The sequence below is a fragment of the Bacteroides graminisolvens genome, from assembly GCF_963666085.1.
Lineage (GTDB): Bacteria > Bacteroidota > Bacteroidia > Bacteroidales > Bacteroidaceae > Bacteroides > Bacteroides graminisolvens.
The window spans coordinates 2,555,832-2,569,497 of sequence record NZ_OY762556.1; the positions used below are offsets into that span (position 1 = coordinate 2,555,832).

The 13,666-nt window shown below is 44.5% G+C and carries 16 protein-coding genes; 8 read left to right on the forward strand and 8 right to left on the reverse strand.

Translation table 11 applies throughout. The annotated features are described in order from the left end of the window. Positions 1–109 precede the first annotated feature (109 nt). Together ACKPCE_RS10775 and ACKPCE_RS10780 are read left to right on the forward strand one after the other, a co-directional pair. Positions 110–517, forward strand: a complete 408-nt coding sequence (locus ACKPCE_RS10775) for a VOC family protein (protein WP_319505190.1) — start codon at positions 110–112, stop codon at positions 515–517. A 23-nt stretch (positions 518–540) separates the two neighbouring features. After that, positions 541–1,038, forward strand: coding sequence for a GNAT family N-acetyltransferase (locus tag ACKPCE_RS10780; RefSeq protein ID WP_319505191.1), 498 nt, complete (start codon positions 541–543; stop codon positions 1,036–1,038). A 94-nt stretch (positions 1,039–1,132) separates the two neighbouring features. Here ACKPCE_RS10780 and ACKPCE_RS10785 read toward each other — a convergent pair whose 3' ends face one another. Continuing rightward, positions 1,133–2,410 (reverse strand): TlpA family protein disulfide reductase, encoded by a 1,278-nt coding sequence (locus ACKPCE_RS10785; protein WP_319505192.1) that lies wholly within the window; start codon positions 2,408–2,410, stop codon positions 1,133–1,135. Between the two features lie 381 nt (positions 2,411–2,791). Between ACKPCE_RS10785 and ACKPCE_RS10790 the strand changes: the two genes are divergently transcribed. Continuing rightward, positions 2,792–3,088, forward strand: coding sequence for a helix-turn-helix domain-containing protein (locus ACKPCE_RS10790; RefSeq protein WP_319505193.1), 297 nt, complete (start codon positions 2,792–2,794; stop codon positions 3,086–3,088). A 10-nt stretch (positions 3,089–3,098) separates the two neighbouring features. Beyond that, a complete protein-coding gene (locus ACKPCE_RS10795; RefSeq protein WP_319505194.1) occupies positions 3,099–3,290 on the forward strand; it encodes a hypothetical protein in 192 nt (63 codons plus the stop codon). A 214-nt stretch (positions 3,291–3,504) separates the two neighbouring features. Here ACKPCE_RS10795 and ACKPCE_RS10800 read toward each other — a convergent pair whose 3' ends face one another. Continuing rightward, a complete protein-coding gene (locus ACKPCE_RS10800) occupies positions 3,505–3,963 on the reverse strand; it encodes a GNAT family N-acetyltransferase (RefSeq protein WP_319505195.1) in 459 nt (152 codons plus the stop codon). Positions 3,964–4,733: 770 nt separating this feature from the next. On the opposite strand from ACKPCE_RS10800, the gene ACKPCE_RS10805 reads away from it, so the two are divergent. Beyond that, a complete protein-coding gene (locus ACKPCE_RS10805) occupies positions 4,734–4,997 on the forward strand; it encodes a hypothetical protein (RefSeq protein WP_319505196.1) in 264 nt (87 codons plus the stop codon). 142 nt (positions 4,998–5,139) lie between these two features. Here ACKPCE_RS10805 and ACKPCE_RS10810 read toward each other — a convergent pair whose 3' ends face one another. Next, positions 5,140–5,367: a DUF4248 domain-containing protein gene (locus ACKPCE_RS10810; RefSeq protein WP_027317654.1), complete on the reverse strand. Its 228-nt coding sequence runs from the start codon at positions 5,365–5,367 to the stop codon at positions 5,140–5,142. 241 nt (positions 5,368–5,608) lie between these two features. On the opposite strand from ACKPCE_RS10810, the gene ACKPCE_RS10815 reads away from it, so the two are divergent. From ACKPCE_RS10815 to ACKPCE_RS10825, 3 genes are all read left to right on the forward strand, one after another. Then, positions 5,609–6,097 (forward strand): HU family DNA-binding protein, encoded by a 489-nt coding sequence (locus tag ACKPCE_RS10815; protein WP_319505197.1) that lies wholly within the window; start codon positions 5,609–5,611, stop codon positions 6,095–6,097. A gap of 98 nt (positions 6,098–6,195) precedes the next feature. Next, positions 6,196–6,468 (forward strand): hypothetical protein, encoded by a 273-nt coding sequence (locus ACKPCE_RS10820; RefSeq protein ID WP_407654965.1) that lies wholly within the window; start codon positions 6,196–6,198, stop codon positions 6,466–6,468. Positions 6,469–6,473: 5 nt separating this feature from the next. Next, entirely contained in the window at positions 6,474–6,923 is a 450-nt protein-coding gene (locus tag ACKPCE_RS10825) for an N-acetylmuramoyl-L-alanine amidase (RefSeq protein ID WP_319505198.1), read from the forward strand. 55 nt (positions 6,924–6,978) lie between these two features. Here ACKPCE_RS10825 and ACKPCE_RS10830 read toward each other — a convergent pair whose 3' ends face one another. From ACKPCE_RS10830 to ACKPCE_RS10850, 5 genes are all read right to left on the reverse strand, one after another. Beyond that, complete coding sequence (locus ACKPCE_RS10830; RefSeq protein ID WP_319505199.1) at positions 6,979–8,046, reverse strand: acyltransferase; 1,068 nt, start codon at positions 8,044–8,046, stop codon at positions 6,979–6,981. A 181-nt stretch (positions 8,047–8,227) separates the two neighbouring features. Next, positions 8,228–8,458, reverse strand: a complete 231-nt coding sequence (locus tag ACKPCE_RS10835; protein ID WP_319505200.1) for a hypothetical protein — start codon at positions 8,456–8,458, stop codon at positions 8,228–8,230. An 11-nt stretch (positions 8,459–8,469) separates the two neighbouring features. Beyond that, on the reverse strand, positions 8,470–10,929 hold the full coding sequence (locus ACKPCE_RS10840; RefSeq protein ID WP_319505201.1) for a glycoside hydrolase family 95 protein: 2,460 nt from the start codon (positions 10,927–10,929) through the stop codon (positions 8,470–8,472). Between the two features lie 36 nt (positions 10,930–10,965). Next, a complete protein-coding gene (locus ACKPCE_RS10845; RefSeq protein ID WP_319505202.1) occupies positions 10,966–11,358 on the reverse strand; it encodes a diacylglycerol kinase family protein in 393 nt (130 codons plus the stop codon). Between the two features lie 3 nt (positions 11,359–11,361). Further along, positions 11,362–13,575: a RelA/SpoT family protein gene (locus ACKPCE_RS10850; protein WP_319505203.1), complete on the reverse strand. Its 2,214-nt coding sequence runs from the start codon at positions 13,573–13,575 to the stop codon at positions 11,362–11,364. Between the last annotated feature and the right edge of the window lie 91 nt (positions 13,576–13,666).

Genomic DNA, 13,666 nt, shown 5'->3' on the forward strand with positions numbered 1-13,666 from the left:
AATTTAATCATAATAGTTGAGAGCTCAAAAGAAATTTAATTTATAAGACCTGTTAGGTCGCGAATTAATTTTTCTGCTATATTTGTGACATATTAAAAAAGTAACAACTATGAAAATTTCCAATTATTCAATTACATTCCATACCGATAAGATAAAGGAATGCATAGACTTCTATCAAAAGTATTTTCAGGCTAAAGTAACTTTCGATGCCGGCTGGTACGTCAGCATCCGTCTGGAAGGCAATGAAAATGCTCCTTTATTTCTCTCTTTCCAAGGAAGCTATAACGAAGAAGAAAAGGCAAGCTTCACAGGAGGGGTTACTCTCAACCTGATGGTGGAAGATGTTGATGCTTGCTACAACCAGATTAAGCCAAGCGGAGTGCAGTTTATTGAAGAGATTGCCGACCATGAATGGGGCGACAGAGCTTTCAGACTATATGATCCGATAGGGAATGTGCTCTATGTTTATTCCGAACGTGAGCTCGATGAAAAATATAAAAGCGCGGTAAAAGAATAAAAACAAGTAAGAGGATATTTGATATGAAATTTATATTGCGAAAATTCAAAGAGTCCGATTTAGCAAGCTTGGTGAAATATGCCAATAATTATAACATTGCCAAGTTTCTAACCAATATGTTTCCACATCCCTATACAGAAGAAAATGGCAAGGAGTATTTATCACTGGCAATAAATCATCCCGGTATTTTTGCGATTGATGTTGACGGAGCGGTGGTTGGTTCTATCGGTCTGTTCCCGCAGACTGATATTCATCAAAAAAGTGCCGAACTAAGTTATTGGCTGGCAGAACCCTTTTGGGGTAATGGCATAGTACCCCAAGCGATAGGCGAAATAGTGGAGTATGGCTTTAAAACCTTTGATATTGTGCGCATATACGCACGTCCGTTTTCAGCGAACCGAGCCTCTCAGCGGGTATTGGAGAAAGCCGGCTTCACATGCGAGGCACGACATAAAAAGGCTTTGTACAAAAACGGTGAGTTTATGGACGAGCTGGTTTATGTGATGTTTAAATATGGGTGAAGTTTATATATCTACAATATAAGTTGTACAACCTATAAAAATAAATTATAGGTTGTATAGCCTATAAAATGCTCGTATGTAGTAAATACACATTTTATTTGTTATCTATTAAATTCAGAAAGAAATCAATAGCTTTCTGGGTATTAGCGCTTCCAAACGTTCTATATACTACACCCCCTTGATCATTTAAAATAATATATGTTGGGTATGTATCAACTCTGAATCTTTGATGTGGTGTTGTTAACGATTTTACATTTGATTTATTAACCCAATAGTTACCCCATTTTATTCTTTTATTATTAATAATAGAAGATAATTTTTCTGGTTTTTCTTCATATTCTAAGGCGATACCTATTACATCCACATCTTTACGTCCCTCAATTTTTTCATATAATTCTTTAAGCTTGGGAATAGAGGCTATACAAGGATTACACCAACTTCCCCAAAAATCAATAAAAACATATTTGTTTTTGATTATTTCAGATAAAGAGACATCTTTATTGTCTAATTTTTTAATGCAAATGTTTGCGGTATCATTATAGGCATGTGAAGAGCCTAATGTTTCCAGATTTAGTTTATCATTATTGACCTCTTTGAGTAAAAATATTTCTTTGTTAATAATAACTGAATCGTTTATTTGATAATTAAGAGGAAAAATAGTATCGGTAGGCTGGAAAAATAAAAATCTGGGATTGTCACCTAATTCTATCTGAGTAAAATCATTTGTCTTAGCAGAATTGGCATGCACCATATATTCTTTCCCTTCAATAATGGCAGTGCCCTCCCAGAAATGGCATGTGTACCATAAGTATTCAAGATAATAATCTTCATCTGAGTGATAACTACTACGATTTTTATCAGATGAATATGGATCTAATTTTAAATAAAATAAGACTTCCTTATTTTGATATTTATCAAAATAATTCACCTGAATAACGGGGCATAATATATCATGTTCTTTGGTGTATTTAGTAACGGCATAATTAGCTAATGAGAAAGTATAGATTTTATCATCACTAAAATCCAAATTGCAGTTAGTGTCAACTATGATTGTCTTTTCTTTCTTAATTGTATCCAAGCTAACATAAGTGTATATTTTATTTATATCAGTTTCCTTGGAAATCGTTATTGGGTTGGCATCTTGTTTAATTGGAATTTCAAATATTTTATGTACTGTGTTTTCTTTGGGAATTCCTTGCAAGAAATTGTAATCTACCACTTCTTCCGGTATTTTAATCTCTGATTTATAATATTTAGAATCTGGTGTTGCAAACTTCTTTTCTAAGTTTACTATTTTCGTTTTAGCATTTTCTTGCCCGTATAACATATTTAGAGACAAAGGTATAAATAAAAAAAGAGTAGCAATTTTCATATATCTATCATTTAAAGGTTTTTCATCGCTCAAATATAAATAAAAGTAAGTAAATAACAAAACTTTTTTGATGGGACAGATCTATATTATTTATAAAGTTGAAAGAGTACCAAAATTACTTGGTACCCAAATATCATAAGTTATGTTTATATGAAAAAGACTTCTATCTTTGCATTAAATATTGATAGTGTGGGGTTAGAACTAATACGTTTAGATAGATACGAAGGCACCAAAGCTGTTTCTATTCTGTGGCAATAGATTGTAGCGAGGATACTTTATTTGATGAATTTCTAGAAACACATATTTAAATCCAGATGGTACATTTTCTGGGAATTTTAAACTGGAGGAATAAATTATGTCATCATCTAAAAAACATTCAGCTTGGATCTCATCATCTCAATGAGAGATGAGCGTGAATATGCAAAAGTTAAAAGCCGTATGAAACTTGCGGTTAAGATAGCCGATGCTTTAAAAGAACGAAATATGTCTCAAAAGGAATTAGCCGAAAAATTAGGTAAAAAGCCTTCTGAGGTATCTAAATGGCTATCTGGCACTCATAATTTCACTCATGATACTTTGGTGGATGTTGAATTTGTTTTAGGAATAGAATTGTTTAGTATTAAGGATGGTGTGAAAAGAGAGATTGATTCGAATATTTCTGGTTCAAAACTGAACTAAAAGAAATCTTATGGCAAATAAAAAGGAAGAGGCAAAGGTTAATGTTTTATTGTCAATTATTGATATCCAAAAAACTGCCTTTAAGTATAATGCCGAATATGATGGTTATTCTCAATTATCACGAGGTAGCTTGAGGTTAGTATTCAATAAAAAACTGATTCCTAATTATGTCGAATCGTTTTTAGACGATTTTCAGGATTAATATTAAAATTCAAAATGATCCCATTAATCAAGGAGACTACAATCGGGGGGTCGAATCCCCCAGTTTCCGCCAGATGCAAATGATTTCAACACCAAAGGAAATTCCACATCGGTTAGCAGTTCAAGTAATTTAAATGCCACATCGATAGCGGCTGCCGGTCCGGTAGACGTAATGATGTTGTGATTAATCTGGTACCGTCATTCTTTGTCATGGCTCACAACAATTTCTTTTCGAAGCACAAACTATTTGGAAAATCTTTATACTGACCGTAGTTCTCTATTCTTTCGTATCCGCATCGGGTGTAAAGTCCTATGGCTTCCGGCTGTCCGGATCCCGTTTCAAGTACGGCTTTTGAGTAGCCCAGCTCCTTCGCCCATGCTTCCAGCTCGCTCAATACCTGTTTTGAAATCTTCCGTCTCCTGTAATCAGGTGTGACGAACATGCGTTTCATTTCAACCGTGTCATTGTCATACTCTTTGAAACAGCCACACCCCACAGGCTTTTCTTCGTCGAAGGCTACAATTACAGTGGCTATGGAGTCAACTTTGTTGTACTGATCATATTTTGATTGCTCCCTGTGGTACCTTCCATTCAAATCGTTGTCGAGCTGAGCTATCAAGTAACTAAAGTCTTTGCTTTCACTTTGAGTCCGTTTTGTCGTTATTGCATTCATATATTCATAGATTATAGTTTATTTCTGAGGCAAAGGTACTTTGTTCTTTCGTTATTACCTACTAAATGTTACTCCTTATTTCCTCCCCAACAATTATAAATCCTCCGCCAACTTTTTAAAATTCTAGGCGTAGAAATAAAAATCGCAGGCGAACAATAAAATATTTATGGTAATTATATAACACATAAATAACGCATTGCACATACAATGTGTAAAATAATCGTTTTTTATAAAATATCTGTATGGCAATATTTTTCTTGCTAAAATAAATTAAATTTATAGCTATTATATCAATTATTATATTTAAGTTTGCATTAATAAAAGGAAAAGCATTATTGTTAATTTATTAAAATGTCGTGCATGACTCTAAGAAAAACGGACTCTAAAACTATTTCAGACCGTCCATCTGTTAAGCTTCAAAAAGCATCTCACCTATATCTCAAAAACACCTTGATTGCCATCAGCGATTGGCGGTACATTGATTCGTAAGAGAAATCATTACAGCGTGATTTACCGACTCAGCCAAAACTCAACCCGAATCTTCTTATCTATATTTTTAATATAATATTAATATATTGTGGCTGAAAGAGAGGCTGAAATGAATTTTAATTACATTTGTAAATCACTGATATTCAATTGGTTAAAAGCATATTTTGAGGGGCTGAAAGAGAGGCTGAAAATTTTCGGTTATTTATTTCAACAAAATCAGGCATGCGGAAACCCGCTTGTACAGCCTGATTCAGCCCTTAACACATTTAAAATCTCTATTTATGGCTTCTATCGACGGCAAAGAGCCTGCCAAGGGTTATCTGCTTTTTCAGAAAGAGTTGCTCGAAGTGATTAAAAAGCTCAGCGACAAGCCGCTCACCGAGCGGGAGGCGTTCTTCGCCATGTTCATCAAGGTCAACTACAAAGACGAGATCCTAGAGATCAAGCGGCAAAAGGTGTTCTACAGAAGGGGTGAATCGGTTCTTAGCAAAGGATCTAGGCAACGTATATTTCGGTCACAACCCCAGCATGACGTGTATCGGTGATTACATGCCGCCTATTGAATGGATGCAGAGAAATAGTAGACAAGTTGCGAAAAAGGAGTAAAGTAGCACAGTGGGGCTTAAAATAGCTTTAGCGAGCGTTTAAAGAAAAGGGATGTGTTACATCACAAAAAAGGGGAGCCGTTTACGGTTCCCCTAAATGTTCCACAATCAGCTCCACCTGGCGACGGGTGAAATAGTGGTCGTTTTTCCCTTCTCTGCCGCTGTAAAGCGCATCATACAAGTCTTCGTTTTTGCGTATCCAGTTACGCAGTTTGCGCATGGCCGACTCCACGGGCAGCCCCGGATTGTACAAATGGGCCAAGATGCCTTTGTGGTAGGCTCGCACCCTGAACGGTTCGTCTTCTTTCATCAGTTTATCTTATTGGTTTACTCTTGTAAATTTACATATTTACGGGCAGAAAAGCAAGTTTTTCAAGGAAAAACAAGGGCGTTCAATGAAATAAAAACAATGCACGGTTTGAGTGGTAAAGTACGGTAAAAAGGCTTTTTAGCAGGTTGTATCTTTGTTGTACCGGAGCGGGAAACAGGGTTGGCAAGCAGCCCGAATCCGTGTTTCGGGAAAGAGTATTAATCATTTAATTTATTACAACATGAGTGTACCTGTTACAGTAGTGGCTCGAAAAAATCCTGCCAAGCAGAACGAGCCCGAAAAGTTTTATGCCATGGCCCAGGCGGCGGGCGAAATGAATTTCCGCAGTTTGTGCAAAGATGCCTCTGAAGGCTGCACGGTGATGCGTTCCGATATCGCGGCGGTGCTCTATGCGCTGATCGATAGCATGATGAAGAGTCTGGCCAAAGGGGAGATTGTGCGCTTCGGCGACTTCGGCAGCTTCCAGGTAGGGGTAAGCAGCACGGGAGTGGAAAAGAAGGATGATTTCAGTGCCAATCAGGTGAAGGGCGCACACATCATTTTCCGTCCGGGCATTGACCTCACGGAGATGATCAAGACGCTGACCTTCAAGAAGAAGACAGTGGGCAAGGTGGTAGCCGAGAATGAGTTGCCAGGTGAGAATACGGGTGGCAATACGGGCGGTAACGTTCCGGTGAATCCGGGTGAGGAAGATGATCCTAATGGATAATCTGTTAACCAAGAGTAACGGATGTGCAAACGTCCGTTACCTACTTGTCTGTATTTAAGAATATATGTATTTTGTTTAATATATAAGGATAATTGAATATGAAAACCATTGTTTATAAAGTTTTGGAGTGTATCAAGGTGATTCTTCCGTTTTTCGTAAAAACGAATAAAAAGGACAGCAAGGAGTTTAGCGACCTCATCAAGGGGCAGTACGAGTTTCTGGTGGCTCAGCTGGAGAAGGTGCTCAAAGATTACTTTGAGACCAGTGAAAAGGTTCGTGAGATGCACACCGAACTATTTGCCTTGAAAACGCAGCTGGCGGCAGCGCTGGCGCAGCAGTGTGCGGCCAAGGAGTGTTCATCCAGAATGTAGGCGGTATGAGACACATTGACCTGATTGTGATTCATTGTTCGGCCACGAGGGAAGACCGCACCTATTCCGAGCATGATCTGGATACAGATCACCGTCGCCGAGGCTTCAAAGGTGCGGGTTATCACTTTTACGTTCGCAAGGACGGTAAGATAGTCACCACTCGTCCGCTGGAGCAGGTCGGTGCCCATGCACGGGGCTACAACGCCAACAGCATCGGCATCTGCTACGAGGGCGGGCTCGACAGCCGGGGCATGCCCAAAGATACGCGAACCTGTCATCAGAAACATTCGCTCAGGGTATTGGTGCGCACGTTGTTGCTTGACTATCCGCTCAGCCGGGTATGCGGTCATCGGGATTTAAGTCCGGACCTGAACCACAACGGCGAAGTTGAACCGGAGGAGTGGGTGAAGCAGTGCCCTTGTTTTGAGGGGAGCGAGGTTTTGGATAAAGAATAATCTAACTACACGTAATTCATAAGCTATTTGGGAGCAGCCTGTAAAGCGGTTATCGTTACGGAATGAAACGGTTCGCTTTATGGGTTGCTTTTTGCATGAATTGGTTCAGGTATTTATATGCCATCATGCGCAGTTGATCCAGCAATACAGCCACAATGAAAATGGCAATCAGAAAGATGAACGCTATTATGCCAAATTGAACGGATGCATAAGAGTTCCCCAAATAAATGATGCTTTCTTTGAAAATGGGATCGAATACGGCAAAATGAGTGTGTAGCAAATAGACCGCAAAAGCAGATGAAGCAATCTTATTTACAAAGTTGTTTTGTATCCGGAGCTTTGAAAATGCAATGAATAAGTACAAGCTCGACAAGATTACAAGAGGTGAAGCATACGAATACAAACGTTCCACAATAGTAGCGCTATGCGATGCTCTGAAGAAAGCGACCAAGGCGATAGTAACCGACAATAGCGCATAAATTAAAAGATCCTGTTTTATCTGCAACCGCATCAAAGTGTTTGGATATAGCTTGATGTAGCGTGCCAGCAAGTATAGCCCGATAAAAGAGAACGTGGAATAACCGTCACAAATGAAGTTAACGCTTGGAATGATCCAACCATAAAGTGATTGGAATACAAAGAATGACACCAACACTATTTGCAACTGTTTCTTCCCCGAATTTTCTATAAACGTATTAAGAATCGGAGATAAAATGTACAATCCAATATATGCCTTCACGAACCACCAGTTCTCCATGAAAAGAAAACAATTCAATAGTCCGGTCTTAGAATATTTAGAAACTCCGCAAAGCATAAGTATCAGATAAATAAAGAACAAAAAGAAGAAACACTGAAATATGAAGTTGGCAAATCCCTTCAGCGATGGTTTTATTCCGAACCATCCGGATATCAGAACGAATACATTGACACATACAATTGCGAAAGCTTCAACCATAAATCTGGAAAAAGAGGACAGGGGATACATCTGAATATCCAGTTCTTTGGGTACACCGAGTGAATAAAAATCACAATGAACCAGCAAGACAAAAAACATGGCTATTATTCTCAGAAGTTCAAAGTTAGACTGTCTAGTCTGTTTTGGCAAAGATGTATGTTGTTCCATTAAAAAAAGATTGATAGATGAAAACCTCCTTCATTGGGAGGTGTACATTTGGGTTACAGGCCACAATGCCTGCTTGCGTTTGCAAAAATAGTCATCTTTATATGAATGCAGTGTAATCTTGGGTTATACATTGATACCAATATTTATCTTCTCATTTGCCCTGAATCGAGTTACATTCCTTTCATCGTTTATATTTTTTTAGAAGGCCGAACATGGTTAATCCCCAAAACAAGACTGCCATTAGCAATATAACCACTGCCAATGATACTAGATAGGATGAAAATGCTCTCCAAAAATCGCTACCGATAAATTCTTCTAACCATAAATTAATAAATGGAGATAAAATTCTATTTGATAAAATTGATATTAATCCTCCACTAACAACAGCAATAGCTAATTTCTTTCTGTTCATGTTAATTAGGTTTACTTCTCAAACTCCAAACTCACCACTTCACCCGCTGCAAGGGGCAGACTGATATATTCTCCCGTAAAGGTTTTGGTTCGCTTGCCGCGTGTTACTTTCACGGCTTGTGTGCCGGCGGGCTTCTTCAGCTGATAGGAGTAGGCTTTGTCGGCTTGCAGGGTGGCGGTCGTTACCCGGTTGTCGTTCCATGTGAGTGACACAGTGGCACCGCCGCGTACTTTGAAGCCTTGCAAACTGCCTTCCGACCAGCTTGGGGGAAGGGCGGGGAGCAGGTTGATAAAGCCTTCGTGGCTTTGCACCAGCATTTCGCTGATGCCGGACGTGCCGCCCCAGTTGCCATCCATCTGGAAGGGCGGGTGCGAGCAGAACAGGTTGGGGAAGGTACCGCTACCGTGTTTCTTCGGGTTCTCGAGGGTGTAGGCGGGCACCAGCAGACTGCGGAACAGTTTGTAGGCGCGGTCGCCATCGCCCAAACGTGCCCAGAAGTTGATCTTCCATGCGCGGCTCCATCCGGTGCCTTCGTCGCCTCGGCGGTTGAGGGTGGCACGGCAGGCTTCGGCAAGGGCAGGGGTTTTCGTGGGACTGATCTGGTTGCCGGGGTGCAGGCCGTACAGGTGTGACACGTGCCGGTGGTGCACATCGGTTTCGCGGTAGTCTTCCAGCCACTCCATGAGGTAGCCTTCCTTGCTGATTTGAAGCGGGGGTAGCTGTGCCAGGGCGGCGGTCAGACTGTCGGCAAAGGCTTTGTCGGTTTTCAGCAGGCGGGAGGCTTCAATCACGTTGCCGTACAGTTCGTGAATCAGCTCGGTATCCATGACCGGCCCCATGCACACGCTCACGGGAGTGGGGTCATTGCCTACGAAGAAGGAGTTCTCGGGCGAAGAGGAGGGGGCGGTTACCAACCAGCCGTGCACCGGCTCTTTCACCATGGTGGAGAGGAAGAACTCGGCCGCTCCTTTCAGCGTGGGGTATATTTCTTTGAGGTATTGGCGGTTTTGTGTAAACAGGTAGTGTTCCCACAGGTGGGCGCACAGCCAGGCACCGCCTGTATTGGTAGCGCCCCACGAAGGATGTTCGCCCGGTGCGGTGAAGTTCCACACGTTGGTCATCATGTGGGCTACCCATCCGCGGGCGTGGGGACCGTAAAATGCTTTGGCGGTGGCCTCACCGCTCTGTACCAATCCGCGGGTCAGTGCCACAAGGGGTTGGTGAAGTTCCGAAAGATTGCCCTGCTCCACTGGCCAGTGATTCATCTGCACATTGATGTTGAGGTGGTAGTCGCCGTTCCACGGGGTGCCGCACTCATTGGCCCAGAGTCCTTGCAGGTTGGGCGGTAGCGAACCGGGGCGGGTGCTGCTGATGAGCAGGTAGCGACCGTAGTTGTAATACAGTGATGCCAGTGACGGGTCGTCGTTTTGCACGAAGCGGCGGATGCGCTCGTCGGTTGGCAGGTTCCACGGGCCATCGCTGTCGTTAGCGTCGCCGTCTTTCCCAACGAACAGGGAGGCGCGCTTAAACAGTTTCTGGTATTCGGTGATGTGTTCCTTTTTGATGTCTCCGTACGAAACACCGATGGCTTCCATCAGCTTTTTGCCGGCATATTCGTTGTAGTCGCTGCGTTCCAGGCTGGTGGCGGACGAGATGAAAAGGGTCGTGGCACTGGCGCCTTCAACGCTGATGCCGTGGTCAGATACGCTCACCTTGCCTCCGGTGGCGTCGACAAACAGTTTGGCTGTGAAGCGCACGCCGTCAACTCCTTCTTTTCCGCTATCCAGCGTTCCTTCCATAATCAGGGTGTCGCCAACGGCTCTGACCGTGGCACGTTCCGGGCGGCTCAGCTTGGCGGTAAACGAAATGGCGTGACCGTCTGTCTGCAACGGCGTGATGATGCGCATCACCATCACGTCTTTGCTGCGGGGCACGAAGTAACCGCGTATGAAGTTAACGCCTCCTTTGGTGAAGTGGGTGGCGCTGAATGCTTGCTCCAAGTCGAGGTAGCGTTTGTAGGCTTTGTAACTGCCATCGTCGGTGGGGTAGCGATAGGCAATGTCGAGGTTGCCCAACATTTGGTAACTGCCGTAGGTACCGCCTTTCTCGGGCTTAACGGGCACGAAGTGTTGGTACATCATCTCTTGCGCTTCTTTGTTTTTACCCTGAAAAAGCAGCTGTTGAATGGCGGGTAGGTAAGAGGCGGCTTCGGGATTGCGATAGTCGGCCTCGGAACCGCTCCACATGTGGATGTTGTTGAGCACGATGCGTTCCTGCTCCACGCCACCGTCGGGCATCATGCCCAACCGGCCGTTGCCCAGCGGCAGGGTTTCTTCCCACTGAGCAGCGGGGGTGTTGTACCACAAGGTGTTGTTGACCTCGGAGATGCGTTTCTTACTGCCTTGCGCATGCAGTGATGCGCAGGTGCCTGCGGCCAGAAGGGCCAGTATAACTAAGGAGTGCTTTTTCATGGTTTCAAGGATTTTACGTGTCAGTGGCTGACTGGTTTACGGTAGCAGATAGGGCAAAAAGATGATGAGTCCCACAACGGTGGCGGCAATGGCGCACACCAGTACGGCGCCTGCCGCTACATCTTTTATGTCACCGGCAAGAGGGTTTCGCCCGGGTGAGACCAGGTTGACCAGGCGTTCGATGGCGCTGTTGAACCCTTCGGCGGCCAGCACCATGCCGAAGCACAGCACCACGGCAATCCATTCGCCGCGGCTGATGCCGAAGTAGAAACCCGCTGCCGTGACAACCGCTATGGCCAGGCAATGGAAGCGTGCGTTGCGTTCGCTTCGCACAAAACTGCAGATGCCTTTGCCGGCATACACAAAGCCTTGGAGGAAACGTTGCAGCGCTCCGCCCGGCCGGGGTTGGTTAGAGGGTTCGCCTTTCATGTGCTAACTTCTGTTTACCTGCTTCACACCCTTCACGGTGCGCAGTTTTTTGATTAATGCCTCCAGTCGGCCGGTGTCGCCCACCATGATGGTGAGGGTTCCCGAAAACAGACCGTCGTTCGAATCGATTCCGATGGAGCGCAGGCTGATGCCGTTCTCTTTCGAAATGATAGAGGTAATATTAGTCACAATACCAATGTCATCATGCCCCACAATGCGCAGGGTGATGGGGTATTGCGTGCCTTCCGACTTGCCTGCCCAGCGTGCTTTCACGATGCGGTAGCCGAAACGTTCGGTCATCTGGGTAGCGTTGGGGCAATCGTGGCGGTGTATCTTGATACCTCCCGACACGGTAACAAAGCCGAATACCTCGTCGCCGTAGATGGGGTTACAGCATTTGGCCAGTTTGAAGTCGATGCCTTTCAGGTTCTGATCAATGACCAATACATCTTCCTTGCCACTGGTTTCTTCCTGCAAGGTTGTTTGCAGGTTGTAGCCCTCGGCGCTGCGGTACACCAATTCGTCGTGCGAGTCACTGTCGCGCTTCTGCTGTTCCACGTAGCGATCCAGTATGTCGTTCACCTCGAGTGCACCTTCGGCTAGTTTTTGGTAGAACTCCGTCACGGTTTTGTAACCCATGCGTTTGATGAGTCGCATCATCACCGCCTCGTCATAATCCATCTTGCGGTTCTTGAACTTACGCTCAATGGTTTCCTTGGCAAATTCGAGCTGACGGGAAGTCATCTCCTTCAACGCCTGGCGTATTTTGGTTTTAGCCTTGGAGGTGGTTACGATGTTCAGCCAGTCTTGCTTGGGCGTTTGGGTGTTGGAGGTCATTATTTCAACCTGATCACCGCTGTTGAGCTTTTGCTTGAGCTGCGCATTCTTGCCGTTCACCTTGGCACCGATGCACTTGCTGCCCAGTTTGGAGTGAATGTGGAAGGCAAAATCGAGTACGGTAGCTCCTTTGCCCAGCTTGAACAAATCACCTTTGGGGGTGAACACAAACACCTCGTCTTCATACAAGTCCATCTTGAACTGATCCATGACTTTCATCGAGTCACTGTCGGAATTCTCCAGCGCCTCACGCACGGAAGTAAGCCATTCGTCGAGTCCGCTTTCTCCCTTGATGCCTTTGTAACGCCAGTGAGCAGCCAGTCCGCGCTCGGCAATCTCGTCCATGCGCCGGGTACGTATTTGCACCTCCACCCATTTGCCTTCGGGGCCCATCACCGTAATGTGCAAAGACTCATAGCCGTTGCTTTTGGGAATAGACAGCCAGTCGCGCAAACGCTTGGGGTTGGGCTGGTACATATCCGTTACGATGGAGTACACCTGCCAGCACTCCTGTTTCTCCTTCTCCGGATCGGAATCAATGATGATACGAATGGCGAAGAGGTCGTAAATGCCTTCGAAAGGTGTTTTCTGCTTCTGTATCTTGTTCCAGATGGAGTGTATCGACTTGGTCCGTCCCTTGATTTCAAAGGTGAGTCCGGTGTCCGCCACCTTCTTTTGAATAGGCTCGATGAAAGAGGCGATGTACTTATCGCGTGAGGCCTTCGTTTCGTTGAGCTTATCCTTTATAAAGTAATAGGTTTCCTTCTGGGAGTACTTGAGGTACAGGTCTTCCAGTTCCGACTTGATTTTGTACAAGCCCAGCTTGTGCGCCAGCGGAGCGTAGAGGTACGCAGCCTCGTTGGCCACACGAATGCGGTCTTCCTCATTGGAGTCATGCTTGATGAGCCGCATGATGTTCACACGGTCGGCTATCATAATAAGTATCACCCGCATATCTTCGGCGAATGACAGGAGCAGGTTGCGGAAGTTCTCGGTTTCTATGGCCGGACTCTTAGCATACAGTTCGTTGGTTTTGACCAGTCCTTTGATGATGCTTGCCACGTCGTCTCCAAACGCCGCTCGCACGTCTTCCAGCGAAAGCATGTTGCTTTTCACGATTTCGTGCAGCATGATTCCTGTGATAACGGAACCCTTCATACCAATCTCCTCGGACACGATCACAGCGGTCTGCATGTCACGTATCACGGGGTTCATACCGAAATTGTTACGCTGCAGGTTATTGTCGGCAGCGGCCTTTATCAAATAGTTCTTTAACTTCTTAGCGTCTTCTCGGGCAATGCTGTCTCCGGCGGATTGCATGAGCCTTCTGTAAAGAGCCGTCAGTTCCGCTTTCTCGGTTTTTGTAAAAAATGCATCCATAATTTGCCGTACAGTTAGTTTGCAAATACCGATTGGGTTGATTTTCAGCTTTCTGTGCGAGCTGAAACAAAATCGGCCGTTAATCTTCTAA

Coding starts and splice junctions, on each gene's coding strand:
- ACKPCE_RS10775 (WP_319505190.1), top strand. CDS start 110: ATGAAAATTTCCAATTATTCAATTACATTCCATACCGATAAGATAAAG.
- ACKPCE_RS10780 (WP_319505191.1), top strand. CDS start 541: ATGAAATTTATATTGCGAAAATTCAAAGAGTCCGATTTAGCAAGCTTG.
- ACKPCE_RS10785 (WP_319505192.1), bottom strand. CDS start 2,410: ATGAAAATTGCTACTCTTTTTTTATTTATACCTTTGTCTCTAAATATG.
- ACKPCE_RS10795 (WP_319505194.1), top strand. CDS start 3,099: ATGGCAAATAAAAAGGAAGAGGCAAAGGTTAATGTTTTATTGTCAATT.
- ACKPCE_RS10800 (WP_319505195.1), bottom strand. CDS start 3,963: ATGAATGCAATAACGACAAAACGGACTCAAAGTGAAAGCAAAGACTTT.
- ACKPCE_RS10805 (WP_319505196.1), top strand. CDS start 4,734: ATGGCTTCTATCGACGGCAAAGAGCCTGCCAAGGGTTATCTGCTTTTT.
- ACKPCE_RS10810 (WP_027317654.1), bottom strand. CDS start 5,367: ATGAAAGAAGACGAACCGTTCAGGGTGCGAGCCTACCACAAAGGCATC.
- ACKPCE_RS10815 (WP_319505197.1), top strand. CDS start 5,609: ATGAGTGTACCTGTTACAGTAGTGGCTCGAAAAAATCCTGCCAAGCAG.
- ACKPCE_RS10820 (WP_407654965.1), top strand. CDS start 6,196: ATGAAAACCATTGTTTATAAAGTTTTGGAGTGTATCAAGGTGATTCTT.
- ACKPCE_RS10825 (WP_319505198.1), top strand. CDS start 6,474: ATGAGACACATTGACCTGATTGTGATTCATTGTTCGGCCACGAGGGAA.
- ACKPCE_RS10830 (WP_319505199.1), bottom strand. CDS start 8,046: ATGGAACAACATACATCTTTGCCAAAACAGACTAGACAGTCTAACTTT.
- ACKPCE_RS10835 (WP_319505200.1), bottom strand. CDS start 8,458: ATGAACAGAAAGAAATTAGCTATTGCTGTTGTTAGTGGAGGATTAATA.
- ACKPCE_RS10840 (WP_319505201.1), bottom strand. CDS start 10,929: ATGAAAAAGCACTCCTTAGTTATACTGGCCCTTCTGGCCGCAGGCACC.
- ACKPCE_RS10845 (WP_319505202.1), bottom strand. CDS start 11,358: ATGAAAGGCGAACCCTCTAACCAACCCCGGCCGGGCGGAGCGCTGCAA.
- ACKPCE_RS10850 (WP_319505203.1), bottom strand. CDS start 13,575: ATGGATGCATTTTTTACAAAAACCGAGAAAGCGGAACTGACGGCTCTT.